The following is a 20,072-nucleotide window of genomic DNA, read 5'->3' on the forward strand; positions in this document are numbered from 1 at the left end:
TGGCCCGGCCGGGGGTCACTTGCCGAGACGACGACGCTGGACGCGGGTCTTGCGCAGCAGCTTACGGTGCTTCTTCTTCGCCATACGCTTGCGGCGCTTCTTGACCACGGAGCCCATACGACAAGCCTCTCGAAACCATGTAGGGGTCGGAGCGGACCGCGCATTACGGCGCGTCCGGTCTCCGAACTGGACCGCGGCCCAGGCCCGGCACGAGGCGGTGGTGGCGACCACCAACGCCACTGGCGCGCACGAAGACCTGGGAACCAGCCGCTTCAGCGTAGCGGCCCGACCTCCCCCGGACCAACAGGGCCCCCGCCACGCCGTCAGGCACTCTGGCTGAACGCCCCGCGCAGATACTCATGAACTGCATGTTCCGGCACGCGGAACGAGCGACCGACCCGTACGGCGGTCAGGTCGCCGCCATGGACCAGGCGATAGACGGTCATCTTGGAGACCCGCATGAGCGCGGCCACCTCGGCCACGGTCAGGAAGCGCACCTCCGAGAGACGTTCCTCGGACTGGGCTGGTCCCGTCATCTCCTCGCACCGATCCCTTCGCAGGCTTGGGGCCAACGTGCGTGTCTTCAGTACGGTATCGAGACGGCTGTGACCAGGGCGATGCGTTCCGTGAAAACGCCACCAAAAAGTCAAGGCGACTCGCCGCGGATCGGTGGGGTTTCCCCCGAAATGGCTATTTCCGCGCCGATCGCCGACAGACGCTACTTGCGCGAGGTCAGCGCGCGGCCGAGGAACGCCAGGTTCGCCGGGCGCTCGGCCAGCCGGCGCATCAGGTACGGGTACCACTGATCCCCGTACGGCACGTAGACGCGCACGGTGTAACCCGCGGCGGCCAGCCGGGTCTGCTCCTGCGGACGCACACCGAACAGCATCTGGATCTCGAACTCGGACGGGTCCCGGTCGAACCAGCGGGCCCGGTCTTCGGTGATCGCGATCAGCCGCGGATCGTGCGTCGCGATCATCGGGTAACCCTCGCCCGCCATCAGGATGTTGAGGCAGCGCACGTACGACTTGTCCACGTCCAGCGCCGACTGGAACGCCACCGACTCCGGCTCCGCGTATGCGCCCTTGCACAGCCGCACCCGCGAACCGCTCGCCGCGAGCTCCCGGCAGTCCCCCTCGGTGCGCCGCAGGTACGCCTGCAGCACCGCGCCGGTGGTCGGGTAGTCCTTGCGCAGCTCGGCCAGGATCTCCAGCGTCGAATCCGTGGTGGTGTGGTCCTCCATGTCCAGGGTCACGGTGGTGCCCGCCTCGGCCGCCGCGGCGCAGATCGCTCGCGCGTGCTCGTACGCCGTACGGTCGTCGACCTTCTGCCCGAGCGCGGAAAGCTTCACGCTGACCTCGGTCGTCGGGGTCAGGCCCGTCTCCTTCAGCCGGCCCAGCAGCGCCAGGTACTCGTCGCGGGTCGCGACGGCCTGCTCGGCGGTGAGCGTGTCCTCACCGAGGTGATCAAGGCTGACCGAAAGGCCGTCGTCGGCCAGCTCCCGGCTCACCCGCAGGGCGTCCTCGACGCCCTCGCCTGCGACGAACCGGTGGACGATGTTCTTACTGACAGGGGCGTTGGCGACGAACCGCTCCATCCGGCTGGAGCCGGCGGCGGCGAGGATGACGGAACGGAGCATGGGCCGAGCGTATCGCCCACCTCGGCGGAGCCTGCGGCCAACGGTCCCCGCCGTGGGCACGCCCGGTGGTGCCCATTCGGACGCGGCGGCAGTGGGCGCCCATTGGCTACGGTTGGCGGGTGAACTTCGACGCGTACGCGCGCACCGCCGTGGATCTCGTCAACGCGGGCCTGGACGACTTCGACGGGCTGCGCGCCCTGTTCGCGGACGACCAGGAGTGGATGCGCGACGAGGTCGTGGAGAAGGACCTGCCGGTCTTCCGGCGCGCGCAGCGCCGCCTGCGCGACGTCTTCGAGTACGGCACCTCCGGCCGCGACGCCGATGCGGTCACGGAGCTGAACGCGCTGCTGGAGGCGTTCCCGGTGCAGCCGCGCATCTCCGGGCACGACGCACACGACTGGCACATGCACGTCACCAGCCGCGGCGCCTCGGTCAGCGCAGAGTTCCTGGCCGGCGCGGTGTGGGGCTTGTCGGTGTGGCTGTGCGAGTACGGCAGCGCCCGCTTCGGCATCTGCGCCGACGAGCGCTGCGGCAACGTCTACCTCGACACGTCGTCGAACAACTGCCGCCGCTTCTGCTCGGAGCGCTGCGCCACCCGCTCGCACGTGGCCGCCCATCGCGCGCGCAAGCGCGCCGCCACCACCACACTGTCCCCGGCCTGACGACCCGCCCCGGCCGGGGTCAGCTCGGCAGCGGGGCCGGGGAGTCGGCGGCGGCCAGGTGCCGGCGGGCGAATTCCAGAGATTCGCGCAGGTCCGCCTCCCGGACGGCGCGGCTGGTCACCTTGCGGGTGGAGACCTCCAGGGCCACCGAGCCACGGAAGCCGCGCGGCCCCAGGGACCGCAGCAGCTCCGCGCACGGCTGGGCGCCACGTCCGGGTACGAGGTGCTCGTCGCGCCCCTCGCCGGTGCCGTCGCCCAGGTGCACGTGTTTGAGGTTCCCGCCCATCCGGTCGGCCATCTCCATCGCGTCGCCGCGGGCGGCCGCGCAGTGCGACAGGTCGAGCGTGTACGCGTCGTACCCGGTCTCGGTCGGGTCCCAGCCCGGCACGTACGGCACGAAGGTCCGCCCGGCCATCCGCACGGGGTACATGTTCTCGATCGCGAAGGTCGTGTCCGGGTGCCGGGCCTGGACCTTCGCCAGGCCCGCGACGAAGTTGCGGGCATAGTCGCGCTGCCACGTGAACGGCGGGTGCACCACGACGGTCGGGGCACCGAGGGTCTCGGCGAGCTGGGCGGCCCGGCTCAGCCGCTCCCACGGGTCGGGGCTCCACACCCGCTGGGTGACCAGCAGGCAGGGCGCGTGGACCGACAGCACCGGGACGCCGTAGTGATCGGCCAGGCCCTGCAGGGCGCCGGCGTCCTGGCTGACGGCGTCGGTCCAGACCATGACCTCGAGACCGTCGTATCCGACGGTCGCCGCCATCTCGAAGGCGGCCGCGGTGGGTTCGGGGAACACCGAGGAGCTGGACAGGAGCACGGGGACGCGGAAGGCCACGGGACCAGGGTAGACCCGCGGCGCGCGGCCCCTCCGAGCAAGATCAGGACATATCCTGTCAAACAGGGCCACATCCCGCACGCGGATTCACCCCCGCGTACGCTGACGTGGGTGAGCCGAAAGACCCCCGTTCGCATCACGCTGGACTCGGATGCCGCCCGCGACCGCGAAGTCGACCTCGACTTCCCTCGCGAGTGGATCGAGTTCGTCGACCCCGCCGACGAGCAGCACGTCGTCCGCGCCGACCTGACCTGGCTGTTGTCGCGCTGGACGTGCGTCTTCGGCTCCGCCTGCCACGGCATCATCGCCGGCCGCGAGCAGGAGGGCTGCTGCTCGCACGGCGCGTTCTTCACCGACGCCGACGACGAGCACCGGGTCAAGACCGCGGCCGCCAAGCTCACCCCGGAGACCTGGCAGCACTACCGGCGCGGCTTCAAGAACTACACCGAGATGGACACGGTCGACGGGACGAAACCGGCCCGCCGGACCGCCACGCAGCCCGACGACGGACCGTGCGTCTTCCTCAACGACCCGGACTTCCCCGGCGGCGGCGGATGCGCGTTGCACGCCCAGGCGCTGCGCGACGGCGAGCACCCGCTGACCTACAAACCCGATGTGTGCTGGCAGCTGCCGGTCCGCCGCGAGCAGGACTGGATCAAGCGGCCCGACGGCACCAAGGTGCTGCAGAGCACCCTGACCGAGTTCGACCGGCGCGGCTGGGGGCCGGGCGGCCACGATCTCGACTGGTGGTGCACCTCGTCGCCGGACGCGCATGTCGGGACGGAGCCGATGTTCCGCAGCTACGCGGCCGAGCTGGCGGCGCTGGTCGGCGACGAGGCGTACGCGAAACTGGCCGAGCTGTGCGAAGCCCGCCTCAAGACCGGCCTGGTGGCGGTGCACCCGGCGACCACAGCCGCCGCGAACCCGCGCAAGCGCGGCTGATCAGGGCTCGAACTTGTAGCCCAGGCCGCGCACGGTGACGATGTACCGCGGCGCGCTGGGCTCGGGCTCCACCTTGGACCGCAGCCGCTTCACGTGCACGTCCAGGGTCTTGGTGTCGCCCACGTAGTCGGCGCCCCACACCCGGTCGATGAGCTGGCCGCGGGTCAGCACCCGGCCGGCGTTGCGCAACAGCAGCTCCAGCAGCTCGAACTCCTTCAGCGGCAACTGCACCGAGGAGCCGGCGACCGTGACCACGTGGCGTTCGACGTCCATCCGCACCGGACCGGCCGCCAGCGTCGGCGCGGTGACCTCGGCGGCGTCGCTGCCGTGGCGGCGCAGCACGGCCCGGATCCGGGCGACGAGCTCACGCGGCGAGTACGGCTTGGTGACGTAGTCGTCGGCCCCGATCTCCAGGCCGACCACCTTGTCGATCTCACTGTCCCGCGCGGTGACCATGATGATCGGTACGGCGGAGCGCTGCCGCAGTTGCCGGCACACCTCGGTGCCGGACATCTCGGGCAGCATCAGGTCGAGCAGCACGATGTCGGCCCCGGTCCGGTCGAACTGCGTCAGCGCCGAGGTCCCGGTCGGTGCGACCGACACCTCGAAGCCTTCCTTGCGCAGCATGTACGACAGGGCGTCGGAGAACGACTCCTCGTCCTCGACCACGAGCACGCGGGCCAAAGCGGTTCCTTCCGTCGTCGGTGGCGGGGTCAGTGGCCCGTCGCACCGGACTCGATCTCAATCGCCGCGGGTAGCGGCTGGGGGGCTTCCGGGGGTCGCGCAGGTAGGCGCAAGGTGAACGTCGAGCCGCCTCCGAGAGTGCTGGAGACGCCGACGCGGCCACCGTGGTTGGTGGCGATGTGCTTGACGATGGCCAGGCCGAGGCCGGTGCCACCGGTGGCCCGGGAGCGGGCCTGGTCGGCACGGTAGAACCGTTCGAAAACCCGGTCCAGATCGTGCGGGGCGATGCCGATCCCCTCGTCGGCGACGTCGATCTCGATCCAGTCGTCGCTCGGCCGCACCGCCAGCGACACCTTGGTGTCCTCCCCCGAGTACGCGATGGCGTTCTCGACCAGGTTGGTCACCGCGGTGGCGATCTGGCTGTCGCTGCCGTACACCGTGGCGCCCTTGGGCCCGGTGTACTCGACGTCGATGCCCTTGGCCGACGCCGTGGTTCGGGTCCGGTCGATCACCTCGGCGATCACCCAGTCCAGGGCCACCGGCTCCGGGGTGGGCAGCGGCTCGGCACCCTGCAGCCGGGTGAGTTCGAGCAGCTCGTTGACGAGCCGGCCCATCCGGGCGGACTCGTGGTGGATACGTTCCGCGAAGCGCCGGGCAGCGAGCAGGTCCTCGCTCTGCGCCTCGGGCGCCGGTTCGGGTAGTTCGGTGGCGTCCAGCAGCGCCTCGGCGAGCAACTGCAGCGCCCCGATCGGGGTCTTGAGCTCATGGCTGACGTTGGCCACGAAGTCGCGCCGGACCCGGGCGAGCCGGTGCGACTCGGTCACGTCCGCGGCCTCGACCGCCACATGGGTGGCGTTCAGGGCCACGGCGCGCAGGTGCAGGCCGAGCGGCGCCGACGCGCCGCCCGCGCGACCTCGCGGCAGGTCGAGCTCGACCTCGCGGCGCACTCCGGTGCGCCGGACCTGACTGGCCAGCGTACGCAGGATGGGGTGGGCGGCGATCGTTCCGGGGGCGCCGCCGGAGCGCAGCAGGCCCATGGCCCGGGCCGCCGGGTTGACCAGTACGGGCTCGTCATTCGCGTCGAGCACCACGACGCCGACCCGCAACGAGTCCAGGCTGCGCCGGCCCAGCCCCTTGAAGCCCTGCTTTGCCTGCGTCTGCCCTTCGTCCATGTCGACGGCACGTCCTCCTCGGGGCTCGTCCGCGCCGCCTGTCCCGGCGGTCGCCCGGGCGGACCGGCGGCTGCGGGCGAGCAGCAGTCCCGCCGCCACGCCGACGGCGAGGGCAGCGAGAAGGAGGCCGACGCGGTACACCCAGTCCACGCAGCGATCGTAGGGTCATTGTTTACCTGGGCCACCCGATAATTCGGACAAATCCGGCGGCCGTCGGTTAATGTTCATCGCCCGGCCCGGCTTCGTTCACCGCTGTTCACGTAACCGCCGCCCCACCCACCTAGCGTGAGCTCACCAAGGCCGCCGCCCGTCGACAGCGACGGCCCCGAGATCCGGGACGAGAAGATGCGCGCAGAGTTTCACGCCGATCTCTTGGAGGTCAATCGGCTGCTGGTCACCATGTCGGAGGCGGTCCGTGCCGCCCTCAGCAAGGCGACCACCGCCCTGCTGGCCGCCGACCGCGAGGCCGCCGAGGCGGTCATCGGCCGTGACCAGGAGGTGGACGACCTCTACCGCCAGATCGAGGCGAAGGTGTCCGACACCATCGCCCGGCAGGCGCCGGTCGCGTCCGACCTGCGTACGGTCATCACCGCCCTGCACATCTCCGCCGACCTGGAGCGGATGGGAGACCTCGCGGAGCACGTCGCCAAGACCGCGCGCCGTCGCCACCCGTCCCCCGCCGTGCCCGCCGAGCTGCGTCCGGTGTTCTGGCAGATGGCCGACGTCGCCGGCCGCATGGCCGAGAAGATCACCGGCCTGCTCGCCGAGCCGGACGCCGCGATCGCGGCGGGACTGGAGAAGGACGACGACGCGATCGACGACCTGGAGCGGGACCTGTTCGCGGTGCTGCTGGCCGAGGACTGGCCGTACGGCGCCGAGACCGCCATCGACGGCGCCCTGCTCGGCCGGTTCTACGAGCGGTACGCCGACCACGCGGTGAACATCGGCGAGCACGTCGTCTACCTGGTCACCGGCGAGCTCGCCACGGGCGAGCCGATCGGCGACTGAGCGTCCCCGGTCCCCACAAAAGGCCCGGCTGAGACCACGCTGGTCCGGCGCCGCTGGTCCCGAGCTGCGCCGGTCACGGGCGTCCGCAGTTGCGGCGCCCGCACCGGGCCGGGGCGTCGGAGGGGCGCCCCGGTCCGGTGCGCCGATCAGCGCCCCTGGTTGGCGACCGCCGCGGCGGCTTCCTTGGCCGCCTCCGGGTCGAGGTACTCGCCGCCCGCCTTGACCGGCTTGAGCTCCGCATCGAGGTCGTAGCGCAGCGGGATGCCGGTCGGGATGTTCAGCTTCGCGATGGCCTCGTCGGAGATCCCGTCGAGGTGCTTGACCAGCGCCCGCAGCGAGTTGCCGTGCGCGGCCACCAGGACCGTGCGCCCGGTGCGCAGATCCGGCACGATCTGGTCGTACCAGTACGGCAGGGCGCGCTCCAGCACGTCCTTGAGGCATTCCGTACGCGGCTTCAGCTCGTCCGGCAGCACCGCGTAACGCGGGTCGGCGACCTGCGACCACTCGTCGTCGTCCGCGATCGCGGGCGGCGGCACGTCGTACGAGCGGCGCCAGAGCATGAACTGCTCCTCGCCGTACGCCTCCAGGGTCTCCTTCTTGTTCTTGCCCTGCAGCGCGCCGTAGTGGCGCTCGTTGAGCCGCCACGAGCGGCGCACCGGAATCCAGTGCCGGTCGGCGGCGTGCAGCGCGATCTCGCTGGTCCGGATCGCGCGGCGCAGCACGCTGGTGTGCACCACGTCGGGCAGTAGCCCGTGCTCCTTGAGCAGTTCACCACCGCGGCGCGCCTCGGTCTCACCCTTGACGTTCAGGTCGACGTCGACCCAGCCGGTGAAGAGGTTCTTGGCGTTCCATTCGCTTTCGCCGTGCCGCAGCAGCACCAGGGTCCCCACAGTCATGAGGTCATCCTGCCGCAGCTCGGTTGCGACCGTACGCGGACCCGCAGTGGCGACCACCACGTGGAAACTCCGCTGCGCAAGATCAGGCCCAGCCGATAGGTTGTAAGGCAACGATGGCGTATCGGTGCTTACGGGTGTACGGGGGTGGGGTGTGCCGGGCTGGCTGCGGCAGGCCGCGGGTGGTTTGCCGCGGCCGTTCTGGTTTCTCTGGACCGGGACGCTGATCAACAAACTGGGCGCCTTCGCCATCGTCTACCTCGCCATCTACCTGACCGGGCCGCTGCATTTCAGCCAGACGCAGGCCGGTCTCGTCCTCGGCGCGTACGGCGCGGGCGGCGCCCTCGGCACGGTCTCCGGCGGCGTCCTCGCGGACCGCTGGGGCCGCCGGCCCACTTTGCTCACCGCCCAGTTCGGCGCGGCCGCACTGATGCTGGCGCTCGGATTCGGCCGGGGCTTCTGGCAGCTCGCGATCGGTGCGTTCCTGCTCGGCGTATTCGCCGAGGCGGCCCGCCCGGCGTTCCAGGCCATGATGATCGACGTGGTCCGCCCGCAGGACCGGCTGCGCGCCTTCGCGTTCAACTACTGGGCCATCAATCTCGGCTACTCGTTCGCCGCGATCCTCGCCGGTTTCGCGGCACACGCCGACTACCTGCTGCTGTTCGTCGTGGACGCCGGAACCACCGCGGTCACCGCCGTCACCACGCTGCTGTTCCTGGCCGAGAGCCGCCCGGAACGCGCGGACGGCCGACGCCTGACCCACCCGGCCGCCGGTGGGCCCGCCTCCGGCGCCTCGCCCGGCCGTCCCGCCGGGCTCGGCGTGGTCTTCCGCGACCGGGTATTCCTCGGTTACCTCGGCCTCAACCTGCTCATCGTGCTGGTGCTCATGCAGCACATGTCGACCCTGCCGATCACGATGACCACCCAGGGCCTGAGCACCACCACGTACGGCTGGGTGGTCGCGGTCAACGGCATCATGATCGTCGCGGGACAACTGTTCGTGCCCCGCCTGCTCGCGGGCCGCGCGCGGTCCCGGATCCTGGCAGTCGCGGCCGTGCTCATCGGCGCGGGCTTCGGCCTGTGCGCGCTCGCCGACACGGCCTGGCTCTTCGCGGGCACAGTGGCGATCTGGACCCTCGGCGAGATGATCCAGTCACCGTCCAACTCGGCGCTGGTCGCTGAGCTGTCCCCGGCCGAACTGCGCGGCCGCTACCAGGGCGTCAGCTCGCTGTCGTGGTCCGCAGCGACCGCCCTGGCGCCGATCGTCGGCGGGTACGTGCAGGAACACCTCGGCAACACCGCGCTGTGGCTGGCGTGTGCCGGGGTCGGGCTCGTGGCGGCCGCCGGGCAGTTGGCCTCCGGCCCCGCCCGGGAACGCCGGGCCGCCGCGCTGCGCGCCGCCACGACACGCGCCTCAGCCGCGATCGTGCCCCGCACGCGTTCCGCCGTGGCGCGCGCAGAGGTCCGAAACGCCGCCTGAGAAGGTCGCCGGACACGGACAGGCAGCGGACGCCGGGGCGATCCATCCACGTCATCAGACCGAGAGGGCCCGACGCAGGCGTTTGGCCCCGCGAGCGTCAGCCTGGGTATACAAAAGCGGCGCCGCCCAGTGCCGGGCGGCGCCGATGTTTGGCGCCGGCGGCGGCGGACGACCCCCATCCCCATAGGCGTCGCCCGCACATGCCGCCGGTCTCGGGTCGCGCCGTCCCCCAACGGCTAATGCCACCCGTCCCCGACGTCGAGCCGCGGCCACCGTTGCCGGTGAAACCCGTTCCCCGAACTGACGACTCGACATCCATTGACCACGCTAGTTCGGCCGGTCACCGGCCACAAGCCAGTTGGCTGTCTGCCATCTGTCTGAACCGTCACAGCAGACCGCAGATGCATCAAACATCACGGAAGAACCGCCTGATTTGCCATCCACCAGGCCGTCCATCCGTGATCCTTCCGAGCCAGCGGGCACCGGACAATCGTACGGTCCGAGGCCCGGATCGGGTCAGACACGACGCGCGAACAGTCGTCGAACTTCAGCGGAACGGGGTCACCAGCCGACCGATGTCACCCGACGGGGTCAGCTTCGCCCGATGGGGCAGCGAAATGGGCGAACGCCTGGAGGTTCGCCAGCGACTCCCCGCGCTTGACGCGCCACTGCCACTCGCGCCGGATGGCCGAGCCGAACCCGATCTCCAGCATCGTGTCGAACGACTCGTCCGCGTACGTGACGACCGCGCCGAGCAGCCGGTCCAGCTCGTCCTCGTCCAGGCCGGTCAGGCGCACCCGGCCGGTCAGGTAGACGTCGCCGACGGCGTCGATGGAGAACGCGACGCCGTACATGCGGGCGTTGCGGCGCAGCAGCCACGCCCACAACTGCTCGTGGTTCTCGTCGGGGCGGCGCATCACGAACGCCTCGACGCGCAACGCATGCTCACCGACGATGAGGTTGCACACCGTCTTCAGCTTGTGCGTGCCGGGCAGGGTCACCGCGTACCCGCGATCGCCCGTGGGATCGCACGGCAGCTCCCGTTCAGCGCAGACCCGCTCGATGAGCTCGCCGTAAGCACCCGCGGTCATGCCAGGCAGCCGGTGAGGCGGGTGGCGATGAGCGCACGGTGCTCGGTCACGGCCTCACGGTAGACCCGCAACAGGCCGTCGGCCGTACGGTCCCAGGAGAAGTTGGCCGCATGCCGGACCGCGCCCGCGGACAGGTGCGTGAGCCTGGCCGGCGCGCGCAGCAGCGCGGCCAGCACCCGGGCCCAGTCCTGCGGATCGTGCCCGTCCACGAGGGTGCCGCTCATCCCTTCGCGCACCGCAGTGACCAGGCCGCCGACGGCCGCGGCGACCACGGGGGTGCCGCAGGCCTGCGCTTCGAGCGCCACCAGCCCGAACGACTCGTTGTACGAGGGCACGGCCACCAGATCGGCCGCCCGGTACAGCGCCGCCAGCGAGTCGCCGGTCTGCGGCGGCAGGAAACGGACCGCGTCGCCGACGCCGAGGGAGGCGGCCTGGTCAATGAGGGACGTCGGACGGTCGAGGCCGGTGCCGCTGGGGCCGCCGCAGATGACGACCGTGACGTCGCGGGCCAGGTCGGGGTCTCGACGGCGCAGCTCGGCCAGCGCCGCGACGATGACGTCCGGACCCTTGAGCGGCTGGATGCGACCCACGAACGCGATGACGTGGCCGCGTTCGGGCAGTCCCAGCCGCCGGCGGTCGGCCGTCCGCGTGGAGCGTGGCCGGAACCGGTCGAGATCCACCCCGGGCTGCACGACGGAGACCCGCGTCGGCTCCGCACCGTAGTGGCCCACCAGGTCCTGCGCCTCGAACCGGGTGTTGGCCACCAGCCGCTGCGCCTCGCCGATGACCTGCTCCTCGCCGATCACCCGAGCCTTGGGCTCGGGACGGTCGCCCTCGGCGATGAACCTGTTCTTGACCTTGGCGAGGGTGTGCGCGGTGTGTACGTGCGGGACCCCCCAGCGCTCCCCGGCGAGCCAGCCCACCTGCCCGGACATCCAGTAGTGCGAGTGGATCAGGGCGTAGTGGCCGGGCGGGCGGGCGGCCTCGGCGCGTAGCACCCCATGGGTGAACGCGCACAGCTGCGAAGGCAGCTCCTCCTTCGACAGGCCCTGGAACGGGCCCGCCGTGACGTGCCGTACGTTCACGCCCGGCGCCATCTCGACCACCGGCGGCAGCTCGCTCGACGTGGCACGGGTGAAGATCTCGACCTCGACGCCGCGCTCGGCGAGCCGCTTGGAGACCTCGACGATGTACACGTTCATGCCGCCCGCGTCGCCCGTGCCGGGCTGCTCGAGGGGCGACGTGTGCACCGACAGGGTCGCGATGCGTGAGGGGGTCGGCCAGCAGCCTGCAGCCGGCAGCTCAGCCACGTCGAATCCCTTCAGAGCGGAAAAGTGACGCGCAAAGGTGTTACGCCGTCGTTCATCTTCCCCATCGACCTTCGCTCCGCCTATGCCCAGGGCGCGTGAGGTGACCCAGCTCTCTTACCCGGCCCGCACGGACCCGTGCCGGGACGTGCGGCAGGATCGACCCATGGTGCAGAAGAACATCGCCGTGGTGACCGGCGCATCCAGCGGCATCGGGGCGGCCACCGCCCGCCGGCTGGCCACCGAGGGCTTCCACGTGGTGGCCGCGGCGCGGCGCGCGGACCGGCTGGACGCCCTGGTCGCCGAGATCGGCGCGGACGCCACCGCGATCACGTGCGACGTCACGGCCGACGACAGCGTTGCCGCGCTGGCCGCCGCGGTGGGCGAGCTGGGCGCGCCGGTCACGCTGCTGGTCAACAACGCGGGCGGGGCTCGCGGCCTGGACCCGGTCGAGGCGGGCCGGGTCGCCGACTGGCAGTGGATGTACGACGTCAACGTGCTCGGCACCCTGCGGGTCACCCACGCGCTGCTGCCCGCGCTGGAGGCGAGCGGTGCCGGCACGGTCGTGACGATCGGCTCGACCGCGGCCTTCACGGTGTACGAGGGCGGAGCCGGGTACGCCGCGGCCAAGCACGCGCAGACCGCGCTGGTCGGCACGCTGCGGCTGGAACTGGCCGGACGGCCCGTCCGGGTGATCGAGATCGACCCGGGGATGGTGCACACCGAGGAGTTCGCCCTGAACCGGTTCGGTGACCAGGCCAAGGCCGACGCGGTGTACGCCGGAGTCAGGGAGCCACTGGTCGCCGACGACATTGCGGACTGCGTGACCTGGGTGGCGACCCGCCCGCACCACGTGAACGTCGACCGCCTGGTCGTCCGTCCGATCGCGCAGGCCGCGCAGCACAAGGTGGTCCGGGACCGCTGATGACCAAGCCGGTCGGGGCGGTCACCCGGGGGACCACGAATCCCAACCGGCTGCGCCGCGTCGACGCGTTCCTGGCGTACCGGTGCGGGGCGCTGCTCGCGGACGCCACCGATCCGCTGGTCGTGGACCTGGGTTACGGCGCGACGCCGGTCACCGCGGTCGAACTGCGGGCCCGGCTCGCGGCCACGGTCCGTCCGGACGTCCGGGTCGTCGGGCTGGAGATCGATCCGGTACGCGTGGCCGAGGCGCAACCGGCCGCGGACCCGCCGGGGCTGGAGTTCCGGCGGGGCGGGTTCGAGCTGGCCGGACTGCGCCCGGTGGTGGTGCGGGCGTTCAACGTGCTGCGCCAGTACGCCGAGGACGAGGTCGCCGGCGCGTGGCGGGCGATGACCGGGGCGGGCGCGTTCCTCATCGAGGGCACCTGTGACGAACTGGGCCGGATCGCCACCTGGGCGTGCGTGGACTCCTCCGGTCCGCGCTCGCTGACCTTCTCGGCCCGGCTCTCCGCCCTGGATCACCCGGCGACGTTCGCGGAACGGCTGCCCAAGGCGCTGATCCATCGCAACGTGCCGGGCGAGCCGATCCACGACCTGGTGCGGTCGATCGGCCGGGCGTGGGACGCGTCGGCCACGCCGTTCGGGGCGCGGCAGCGCTGGCTCGCCACCGTGGCCCGGCTGCGCGACGAGGGTACGGCGGTGCTGGACGGCCCGGCCCGGTGGCGGCTCGGTGAGCTGAGTGTGCCGTGGCCGCAGACGACAGCCGGGCCGGTCCTCCACTGAGGACCGGCCCGGGCTGGGTTGCGATGCGCGTTACTGGGTGATCTTCACGTCGAAGATCTTGTTGGCGGCTACCTGCTTGAACGCGGTCAGGCTGGCCGGGGTGGAGTCGACCGCGATGTTGCGGTCGCCTTCGTTGTCGGAGGCGGTGTCGAAGTAGACGATCGCCTTGACCTGCGGGTGGGTGGCCAGTTCGGGCAGCACGGTGTTGAACGCGGCCGTCTTGTCCGTGGGGTATGCGACGCGGTGGTACATGCCCCACTCGGCCAGCATGACCGGCTTGGACGGGTGGTTGGCCACGGCCCAGTCGTACCAGCCCTGGCCGCCACCGGTGGGCTGGCGGTCGAGGATGTCACCGAAGTCGCCGTAGTGGTAGTAGCCCTTCTCCACGGACACGTAGGAGTCCAGGCCGATCCAGTCGACGACGTCGTCGCCGGGGTACAGGTCCTTCCACCAGGACTGGGCCATCCACTTCTCGTTACCCATGTACGCCACCACGTTGACCGCGTTGGTCACGCCGTCAGCCTTGAGCCGCGTGATGACGTGGCGGTACATGTTCGCGTAGTCCTTCGCGGTCATCCCGGACCCGGCGGTCGGGTTGACGTCGTTCTCCGGCTCGTGGTGCAGGGCCAGGTAGAACTTCTGGGTGCCGTAGTTGGCCTTGACGTACTTGGCCCAGTTGTCGATGCGGGTGTCCTGCTGCCCGGCGGCGACCTTGGCCCAGGTGGTGCCGTACGCGACCTTCCAGTTCAGCAGCAGCACCCGCGGGTGTGCCGGGTCCTGGGTCATCGCGATCTCCGACTTGGTCGGGAACTGCTCGTCACCCTTGTGGTAGGTGTGGAAGATCGCCGCGGTGCGGCCGGTCTTGGCTTCCCAGTCCTTCAACGCCTGGTCCCGCGGCGCGCTGGTGAACCCACCCGCGGCCGCACCCCACAACACCCCACACGAGGGCACCAGCAACGCATCGGTGACACACCCCGGAGCCGCGGTCGGCGGCGTGGTCGGCGGCGTCGTGGTGGGCGGGGCCGTCGTCGGCGGCGTCGTGGGCGGCGTCGTCGGCGGCTTGGTGGGTGGCGTCGTGGGCGGCGTCGTGGGCGGCGTCGTCGGCGGCTTGGTGGGTGGCGTCGTCGGCGGCTTGGTGGGCGGGGTCGTCGGGGGCTTGGTGGGCTCCGTCCGGCTCCAGGTGACCTCCAGCTGCGGGCCGCCCGTCGTGTCGTTGCCGTACTCGGTGGAGTACAGGCGGGTCACGTCCGTGGTCGACGCGGACTTGAGCACGAACGCGTACGTGCCGGCCTTGGTGACCCACTTGGAGACGTCGACCTTCAGCACGGTGTCCGTGGTCGCGGGCTTCACCGACGCGGCGGTCGACGAGGCCGCCGGCGCATTCGCGGCGGTGATCTTCGACTCGGTCCACGCGGTGGATACCGGCTGCACGCTGAACGTCGCCGCGATGGGCTTGCCGTTCAGCGGCAGACGCAGCTGCGCGCCCTTGACGACCGCGCCGGTCGGCAGCGCACCGGTCGCGAACTTCACATAGGACAGACGCGTCTCGCCGTCCGCCTTGCCCACCACGAGCTTGTCCGCGCTGCCGAAGTTGGTGCTGCGGCGCGTGCTGGAGGTGTATGCGTCGTCGGTGGCCGACTTGGCCACGGTGCCCGTGGTCGTCGTAGCCGCGGCTTCGGCGGTTCCGGCCACGGTGAGCCCTCCAGCCACCATGGCACCGGCAACGGCGGTGGAAATGACTACCCGCCTCGCGTCCATCCGTTCCCCCTGATTCGTCGGATCGCTTGTGCCATCCACGGTCGGGAGAAGCGGGTGCGGGGCCGGGCTCCGAACAGGTGCAGCCCAGGTGCACCAAACGGACATCGTTGAATGCGGCCGGTATCGGGCTCTTCATCCGTTCGGCCGAGATGGTCCGGCGGCCCAAGGGGCGGGTGCCGGAAGCGGTGGGACGAACCTCCGGCGCCTAGATCGGTGCCCGACGGGCGGGGTATGAGCGGATAGGACGTGGCTCACCGTCCGCTTCCGCGTGCGCTGCACGGAAGCGGAAGCGGAAGCGGTGCGGGGCCGGGGATGGGCACGGGCGCGGCGGTCCGGCGCGGTTCAGGTACGGACCGCGGGCGCCGGCACGGGTCAGGCGGTGGGCGGCGTCTCGCTGCCCAGGACCGAGTGCAGCGTGTCGATCAGCACGTCCGAGGTGAACGGCTTCTTGATCAGCACCGCGTCGTCCGGGATCAGGCCCTGGTCGATCGCGATCTCCTTGAGCAGGCCCGAGACGTACACGATCGCCATGGAGGGCCGCAGCGCGGCCGCGGCGTTTGCCAGTTCCCCCCCGGACACGCCGGGAAGGCCGAGATCCGTGACCAGCACGTCGATGGCGGCCCCCGGGCTCCGGCAGATCTCCAAGGCCTCCTCGGAGTTTCCGGCGATCAGGGCGTGGAAGCCGCGGCGCTCCAGCATGCGGCGCATGATGTCGCGCAGGTCCTCTTCGTCGTCGACGACGAGAACGGTGGGTCGCGCCGGTGCCGGAGCCTCCGTCATGGGGCCTCCCCTGAGTCGCCGTGGACCCGAGTCCGGCGGTGCCGCCTGGACGCCCGCCTCAGCGTGCTCAGCTCCAGGTCAGAGCGCCAGGGTCCACGAGTCAAGGTACCCCGTACGGGGACCGCGCGGGTTGGTGATCCGCAGCGTCCACCTGCCGTTACGCCGGAACCCGCTCAGGTTGACCCGGTACGTGACGACGGTCTCGCCGCCGCGCCGGGCGGAACTCGCGGCAGGCAGGATCCTGGTCCGGCCGACCGGCGTGACCAGCACCGCGCCGAGACGGCCGCGGTAGGAGCCGCGCAGGCGCACGGTCACCGTCGAGGTGCGTGACGCCACGCCGGAACAGCCGGAGACCACGCGCGTACGGGTGACGGTCCGGCGGGCCGGGATGATCGACCGGCTCGCGTTCGTGAACGGACGGCACACCACGGTCGCGGTTTTCACCGGGGGCGCCGGGGTGAACGGCCCGGTGTAGAGCAGACGGTTCGGTGAGCCGGTTCCGCGGTCGGTGACGGTCGCAGTGCTCGCGCCGACCAGCGCGTCGCGTACCTGGGCCGGCGTCCATCCGGGGTGGGCCGCGAGGGTGAGCGCGGCCGCGCCCGCCACGTGCGGCGAGGCCATCGAGGTCCCGCTCAGGTCGGCTGTGGCCGTGTCGGAGTCGTACCAGGCTGAGGTGATCCCCACCCCGGGGGCGAACAGGTCGACGCAGGAGCCGTAGTCGGAGAACCAGGCGCGGGAATCGTCGGTGTCGGTGGCGCCGACCGTGATCGCAGCCTGCGCGGAGGCGGGCGAGTACTGGCAGGCGTCGTCGTCGCTGTTGCCCGCGGCCACCGCGTACGTGACCCCGGAGGCGATCGAGTTGGCGAGGGCGTCGTTCAGGGCGACGCTGGCGGGGCCGCCGATGCTCATGTTGGCGACCGCGGGCTTCACCGCGTGCGCGGTGACCCAGTCGACGCCCGCGATGATCGACGCGTACGACCCTGAGCCGTCGCAGCCGAGCACCCGTACGCCGACGAGCTGCACGTCGTCGGCCACGCCGTAGGTGGCGCCGCCGATCGTGCCCGCGACGTGGGTGCCGTGGCCGTTGCAGTCGTCCGCGACGGGGTCGTCGTCGACGAAGTCCCAGCCGTAGCGGGCCCGTCCGCCGAACTGTTCGTGGCTGGTGCGGATTCCGGTGTCCAGCACGTACGCGGTGACGTTCGACGCGGACCCGGCGGTGTACGAGTGGGACAGCGGCAGCGCCCGCTGGTCGATGCGGTCGAGTCCCCAGGTGGGGTCGGTACGCGTGTCGGCGAGTTCGACCTTGGCGTCCTGTTCGACGTACTGGACCGAGGGGTCGGCGGCCATCCGGGCGGCCTGGGTCGCGTTCATCCGGATGTGGAAGCCGCGTACGGCCGCGAGGTAGTTGTCCTGGACCTGGCCGCCGTACCGGCGGGCCAGGTCCAGGGAAGCGGAGGTGACCTGGTCGGCGGCGGCCGAGTCCGGCTTCAGCACGACGATGTAGCTGTTGCTGATCGCCTCGCCCGGATCGGCGTCGAGCACCGTGCCGGTCGGCGGCGTGCTGGTGGGGGTGTCGGCGAGGGCCGGGCCTGCGGTGGCGGCCAGGATGGCCGTGGCGAGTCCACCAACCAGTACGACGCGGATCATGCAGGCTGCTCCGTTTCCGCCTCCGGCACCGGGCAGCCGGCCGAGGCATGGCGAGGGCAAGGTGCGCATCAGCCTGCCGGGCGCCGGGAGGCCGGGAGGATCCGTACGGGTGCGCCCCAGTTGCGACCGTCCCCGCTGCGTCAACGAAGGCATCCCCCGAACCGGCCCGCGGTCAGCGAAGGCATCCCCAAAACCCGGCCCGAGCGAAGGCATCCCTCAACTCGGCCCGGCAGGGTCAGCGAAGGCATCCCTAAGCCGCCCCGACGGCCGGCCGAACGTGCAGGTGTCAGCCAGCCGGACCGTCATCGAGCAAGGAGCACCAGGATGACCGCCACCGCCCTGTCGCCCGAGATCCGCACCGTCGCGTCGCTGTCGGAGCGCTGCGACCGCTGCAGCGCCGCCGCGAAGCTGGAGGTCACCGTCGCCGGTGGCGGCTCGCTGGCGTTCTGCGGGCACCACTCGAACAAGCACGCCGCGGACATCGCCCGGGTGGCTGCCCGCGTGGAGCTCGAGGAGGGCTTCGGCTGGGTGGGCGGCGTTCCCACCGCGTGAGCTCTTGACCAGATCCGTGGCGTTATGATCGATCCCTCACTTCCGGGCGGATAGGCCCGTAATAGAGGGGTTTATCGGGTGCGGATAGCGGCACAGCGCGTGGGCCGGCTATCCCGGTTGATCGCCGGGTGCGCCGGGGCCACGGTCGCCACATCCGCCCTGATCGTGCTGCTCGTCACGGACCACCCGCCGCTGCGGGACCCGGTCACGGCCCTCGTGGCGGCGCTGGTCACCGCGGGCCTCGCGCTGCTGCTCCACGTGCTGCCCGGCGCCGGCCCCGCCGTACGGGGAACGGCCCGCGTACTCGCGGGCCTCACCGCGGTGATCGGCGCGGCCGGCCTCACCCGGCACGCGGCGGCCGGGGCCGCCACGCTCCTCGCCGGGCTCGCGCTGCTCTGCCTCGACGTACGGATCCGGCTGCGCCGCGGCGCGCAGGCCACGTTCCGGGCGGCCGACCCGCTGCTGGGTGCCGTGGTTGTGATCGCCCTGGTCGCGCTGGTGCCCCGGCTGTTCGCGCCCGCCTTCCCGCCCGGCCGGGCTCCGGAGGGCGTGATGTCCGCGTACGCCGCCTGGGCCCTGCTCGCGCTCGCCGCGGGCGCGATCCTCGCCCGCCCCGAAGCCGGTCCGCTGCGCACCACGGCGCAGGCCGGACCGGGCACCACCGTGCGGCACGCGCTGCCCCTGCTGGTCGCCGTGCCGGTCGTCGCGGCCGTGGTGAGCGCGCTGGCGGCACGCAGCGGCGTCAGCCGCCCGGTCGCCGCGATCAGCACCGGGGCCATCCTCACCGCGCTGTTCCTGCTGGCTCTGGCCGGCCGCCTGGTCCGGTCGCTGGACGACGCGGACCGCCGCCAGCGCGACCTCGTGGCCCAGCTGCGCGAACGCGGCGAGTACGCGGACACCCTGCTGCAGTCGATCAACGAAGCCGTCATGGTCCTGGACGCCAACTACCGGGTGCTCGACGTGAACCGGCGCTGGCACGAGCTCAGCGGCCGGCCCCCCGAGGACGAGCTGGGCCGCCGCCCCGACGGCCTGCCCCCCTCCCCCGGCGGGGAGTGGACCGGCGAATGGCGGGTCCGCCGCCCGGACGGCGCCGACGTCCCGGTGCTAGCCACGATGGCGCCGATCCCGGACGCCGCGGGCCGGCCGCGCGGGTACGTGGCCACGTACGTCGACATCGCCGACCGCAAGCGGGCCGAGCAGGCCTTGACCGAGCGCGCCGGTGAGCTGGAGCGCAGCAACGTCGGGCTGCGCGAGAACAACACCCGGCTGGAACGGGCGCTGGCGTTCAAGAACGATCTGACGTCGATGCTGACCCACGACGTGGCGCAGCCGATCAGCTCGATCGCCAGCCTGGCCGAGCTGCTCGCGGCGGACTGGGCCGACCTGCCGGAAGACATCCGGCTGGAGCTGGCCACGAAGATCGACAAGAACACGCGGCGGCTCATCAAAATGATGAACGACCTGCAGTTGCTGTTCCGGCTCGACACCGGCACGGTGACCGCCCGGCGGACCCCGGTGCCGCTGCGCGAGCTGGTCGAGTCGGTCGCCGCCGGGTGCGCCCCGGATGCGGAGATCGACATCGACGACGAGGTGGCGGCGCTCGCCGACCGCGGTCACCTGGACGTGGTCGTGAAGCACCTGCTCACCAACGCGGTCGCGTACGGGGAGCCGCCCGTGCAGGCGCGGGCGCGACGGCTGGCCGACGGTGTAGAGCTGGTGGTCCAGGACCGGGGCCCCGGCATCCCGGACGAGAAGCTGCCCCGGCTGTTCGACCGGTTCGCGCGCGGGGCGGGGCTCGGGCTGTTCATCGTGCGCCATCTCGTAGAGGCGAACGGCGGCTCGGTCCGCTACGAGCGGGCCGAGCCGCGTGGCGCCCGGATGATCCTCACCCTCGAGATCGCGGCGGTACGCGGCTGAC

20 protein-coding genes are annotated in these 20,072 nt (G+C 71.6%); 8 read left to right on the forward strand and 12 right to left on the reverse strand.

From position 1 onward, the window contains the following. Positions 1 to 15: 15 nt before the first annotated feature. The 3 genes from ACMCNK_RS18350 to ACMCNK_RS18360 form a co-directional block, all read right to left on the reverse strand. Positions 16 to 117, reverse strand: coding sequence for a 30S ribosomal protein bS22 (locus tag ACMCNK_RS18350; RefSeq protein WP_007465623.1), 102 nt, complete (start codon positions 115 to 117; stop codon positions 16 to 18). Positions 118 to 323: 206 nt separating this feature from the next. After that, the gene (locus tag ACMCNK_RS18355; RefSeq protein ID WP_130509354.1) at positions 324 to 536 is read right to left on the reverse strand and encodes a helix-turn-helix domain-containing protein; all 213 of its coding nucleotides are present in this window, start codon (positions 534 to 536) and stop codon (positions 324 to 326) included. Positions 537 to 718: 182 nt separating this feature from the next. Further along, positions 719 to 1,639 (reverse strand): proline dehydrogenase family protein, encoded by a 921-nt coding sequence (locus tag ACMCNK_RS18360; RefSeq protein ID WP_412737627.1) that lies wholly within the window; start codon positions 1,637 to 1,639, stop codon positions 719 to 721. A gap of 119 nt (positions 1,640 to 1,758) precedes the next feature. On the opposite strand from ACMCNK_RS18360, the gene ACMCNK_RS18365 reads away from it, so the two are divergent. Continuing rightward, the gene (locus tag ACMCNK_RS18365) at positions 1,759 to 2,301 is read left to right on the forward strand and encodes a CGNR zinc finger domain-containing protein (protein WP_412737628.1); all 543 of its coding nucleotides are present in this window, start codon (positions 1,759 to 1,761) and stop codon (positions 2,299 to 2,301) included. 19 nt (positions 2,302 to 2,320) lie between these two features. Here ACMCNK_RS18365 and ACMCNK_RS18370 read toward each other — a convergent pair whose 3' ends face one another. Beyond that, entirely contained in the window at positions 2,321 to 3,136 is an 816-nt protein-coding gene (locus tag ACMCNK_RS18370; RefSeq protein ID WP_412737629.1) for a sugar phosphate isomerase/epimerase family protein, read from the reverse strand. A 111-nt stretch (positions 3,137 to 3,247) separates the two neighbouring features. Between ACMCNK_RS18370 and ACMCNK_RS18375 the strand changes: the two genes are divergently transcribed. Further along, complete coding sequence (locus ACMCNK_RS18375) at positions 3,248 to 4,078, forward strand: hypothetical protein (RefSeq protein WP_412737630.1); 831 nt, start codon at positions 3,248 to 3,250, stop codon at positions 4,076 to 4,078. Here ACMCNK_RS18375 and ACMCNK_RS18380 read toward each other — a convergent pair whose 3' ends face one another. Both ACMCNK_RS18380 and ACMCNK_RS18385 read right to left on the reverse strand, forming a co-directional pair. After that, on the reverse strand, positions 4,079 to 4,762 hold the full coding sequence (locus tag ACMCNK_RS18380) for a response regulator (protein ID WP_412737631.1): 684 nt from the start codon (positions 4,760 to 4,762) through the stop codon (positions 4,079 to 4,081). Between the two features lie 29 nt (positions 4,763 to 4,791). Further along, positions 4,792 to 6,084, reverse strand: coding sequence for a sensor histidine kinase (locus tag ACMCNK_RS18385; RefSeq protein ID WP_412737632.1), 1,293 nt, complete (start codon positions 6,082 to 6,084; stop codon positions 4,792 to 4,794). A 195-nt stretch (positions 6,085 to 6,279) separates the two neighbouring features. Between ACMCNK_RS18385 and phoU the strand changes: the two genes are divergently transcribed. Continuing rightward, entirely contained in the window at positions 6,280 to 6,942 is a 663-nt protein-coding gene (gene phoU, locus ACMCNK_RS18390) for a phosphate signaling complex protein PhoU (protein ID WP_412740902.1), read from the forward strand. 146 nt (positions 6,943 to 7,088) lie between these two features. Here the strand turns inward: phoU and ACMCNK_RS18395 are convergent, their stop codons facing one another. Next, complete coding sequence (locus tag ACMCNK_RS18395; protein WP_412737633.1) at positions 7,089 to 7,838, reverse strand: phosphoglyceromutase; 750 nt, start codon at positions 7,836 to 7,838, stop codon at positions 7,089 to 7,091. Positions 7,839 to 7,989: 151 nt separating this feature from the next. Between ACMCNK_RS18395 and ACMCNK_RS18400 the strand changes: the two genes are divergently transcribed. Next, positions 7,990 to 9,315, forward strand: a complete 1,326-nt coding sequence (locus ACMCNK_RS18400) for an MDR family MFS transporter (RefSeq protein WP_412737634.1) — start codon at positions 7,990 to 7,992, stop codon at positions 9,313 to 9,315. Between the two features lie 578 nt (positions 9,316 to 9,893). On the opposite strand, the gene ACMCNK_RS18405 is transcribed toward ACMCNK_RS18400, so the two are convergent. Beyond that, positions 9,894 to 10,406 carry a YbjN domain-containing protein gene (locus tag ACMCNK_RS18405; RefSeq protein WP_412737635.1) on the reverse strand — a complete coding sequence of 171 codons (513 nt, stop codon included), beginning with the start codon at positions 10,404 to 10,406 and terminating at the stop codon, positions 9,894 to 9,896. Further along, positions 10,403 to 11,716 (reverse strand): D-inositol-3-phosphate glycosyltransferase, encoded by a 1,314-nt coding sequence (gene mshA, locus ACMCNK_RS18410; protein WP_412737636.1) that lies wholly within the window; start codon positions 11,714 to 11,716, stop codon positions 10,403 to 10,405. The genes ACMCNK_RS18405 and mshA overlap by 4 nt, the downstream gene beginning before the upstream one ends. Positions 11,717 to 11,879: 163 nt before the next feature. Here mshA and ACMCNK_RS18415 point away from each other — a divergent pair, with 163 nt between their 5' ends. Both ACMCNK_RS18415 and ACMCNK_RS18420 read left to right on the forward strand, forming a co-directional pair. Beyond that, entirely contained in the window at positions 11,880 to 12,638 is a 759-nt protein-coding gene (locus ACMCNK_RS18415) for an SDR family oxidoreductase (protein WP_412737637.1), read from the forward strand. Further along, positions 12,638 to 13,417 carry a class I SAM-dependent methyltransferase gene (locus ACMCNK_RS18420; protein WP_412737638.1) on the forward strand — a complete coding sequence of 260 codons (780 nt, stop codon included), beginning with the start codon at positions 12,638 to 12,640 and terminating at the stop codon, positions 13,415 to 13,417. Before ACMCNK_RS18415 ends, ACMCNK_RS18420 begins: the two co-directional genes overlap by 1 nt. A gap of 30 nt (positions 13,418 to 13,447) precedes the next feature. On the opposite strand, the gene ACMCNK_RS18425 is transcribed toward ACMCNK_RS18420, so the two are convergent. The 3 genes from ACMCNK_RS18425 to ACMCNK_RS18435 all read right to left on the reverse strand — a co-directional run bounded on the left by ACMCNK_RS18425 (position 13,448) and on the right by ACMCNK_RS18435 (position 17,602). Next, positions 13,448 to 15,109 (reverse strand): DNRLRE domain-containing protein, encoded by a 1,662-nt coding sequence (locus ACMCNK_RS18425; protein ID WP_412737639.1) that lies wholly within the window; start codon positions 15,107 to 15,109, stop codon positions 13,448 to 13,450. Positions 15,110 to 15,547: 438 nt separating this feature from the next. Continuing rightward, on the reverse strand, positions 15,548 to 15,955 hold the full coding sequence (locus ACMCNK_RS18430; protein ID WP_412737640.1) for a response regulator: 408 nt from the start codon (positions 15,953 to 15,955) through the stop codon (positions 15,548 to 15,550). A gap of 78 nt (positions 15,956 to 16,033) precedes the next feature. Further along, positions 16,034 to 17,602 carry a S8 family serine peptidase gene (locus ACMCNK_RS18435; RefSeq protein ID WP_412737641.1) on the reverse strand — a complete coding sequence of 523 codons (1,569 nt, stop codon included), beginning with the start codon at positions 17,600 to 17,602 and terminating at the stop codon, positions 16,034 to 16,036. 324 nt (positions 17,603 to 17,926) lie between these two features. On the opposite strand from ACMCNK_RS18435, the gene ACMCNK_RS18440 reads away from it, so the two are divergent. Further along, a complete protein-coding gene (locus tag ACMCNK_RS18440) occupies positions 17,927 to 18,154 on the forward strand; it encodes a hypothetical protein (RefSeq protein ID WP_412737642.1) in 228 nt (75 codons plus the stop codon). A gap of 99 nt (positions 18,155 to 18,253) precedes the next feature. Continuing rightward, positions 18,254 to 20,071 (forward strand): ATP-binding protein, encoded by a 1,818-nt coding sequence (locus tag ACMCNK_RS18445; protein WP_412737643.1) that lies wholly within the window; start codon positions 18,254 to 18,256, stop codon positions 20,069 to 20,071. Position 20,072: the final 1 nt, after the last annotated feature.

Source organism: Krasilnikovia sp. MM14-A1259, assembly GCF_047159535.1.
Lineage (GTDB): Bacteria > Actinomycetota > Actinomycetes > Mycobacteriales > Micromonosporaceae > Actinoplanes.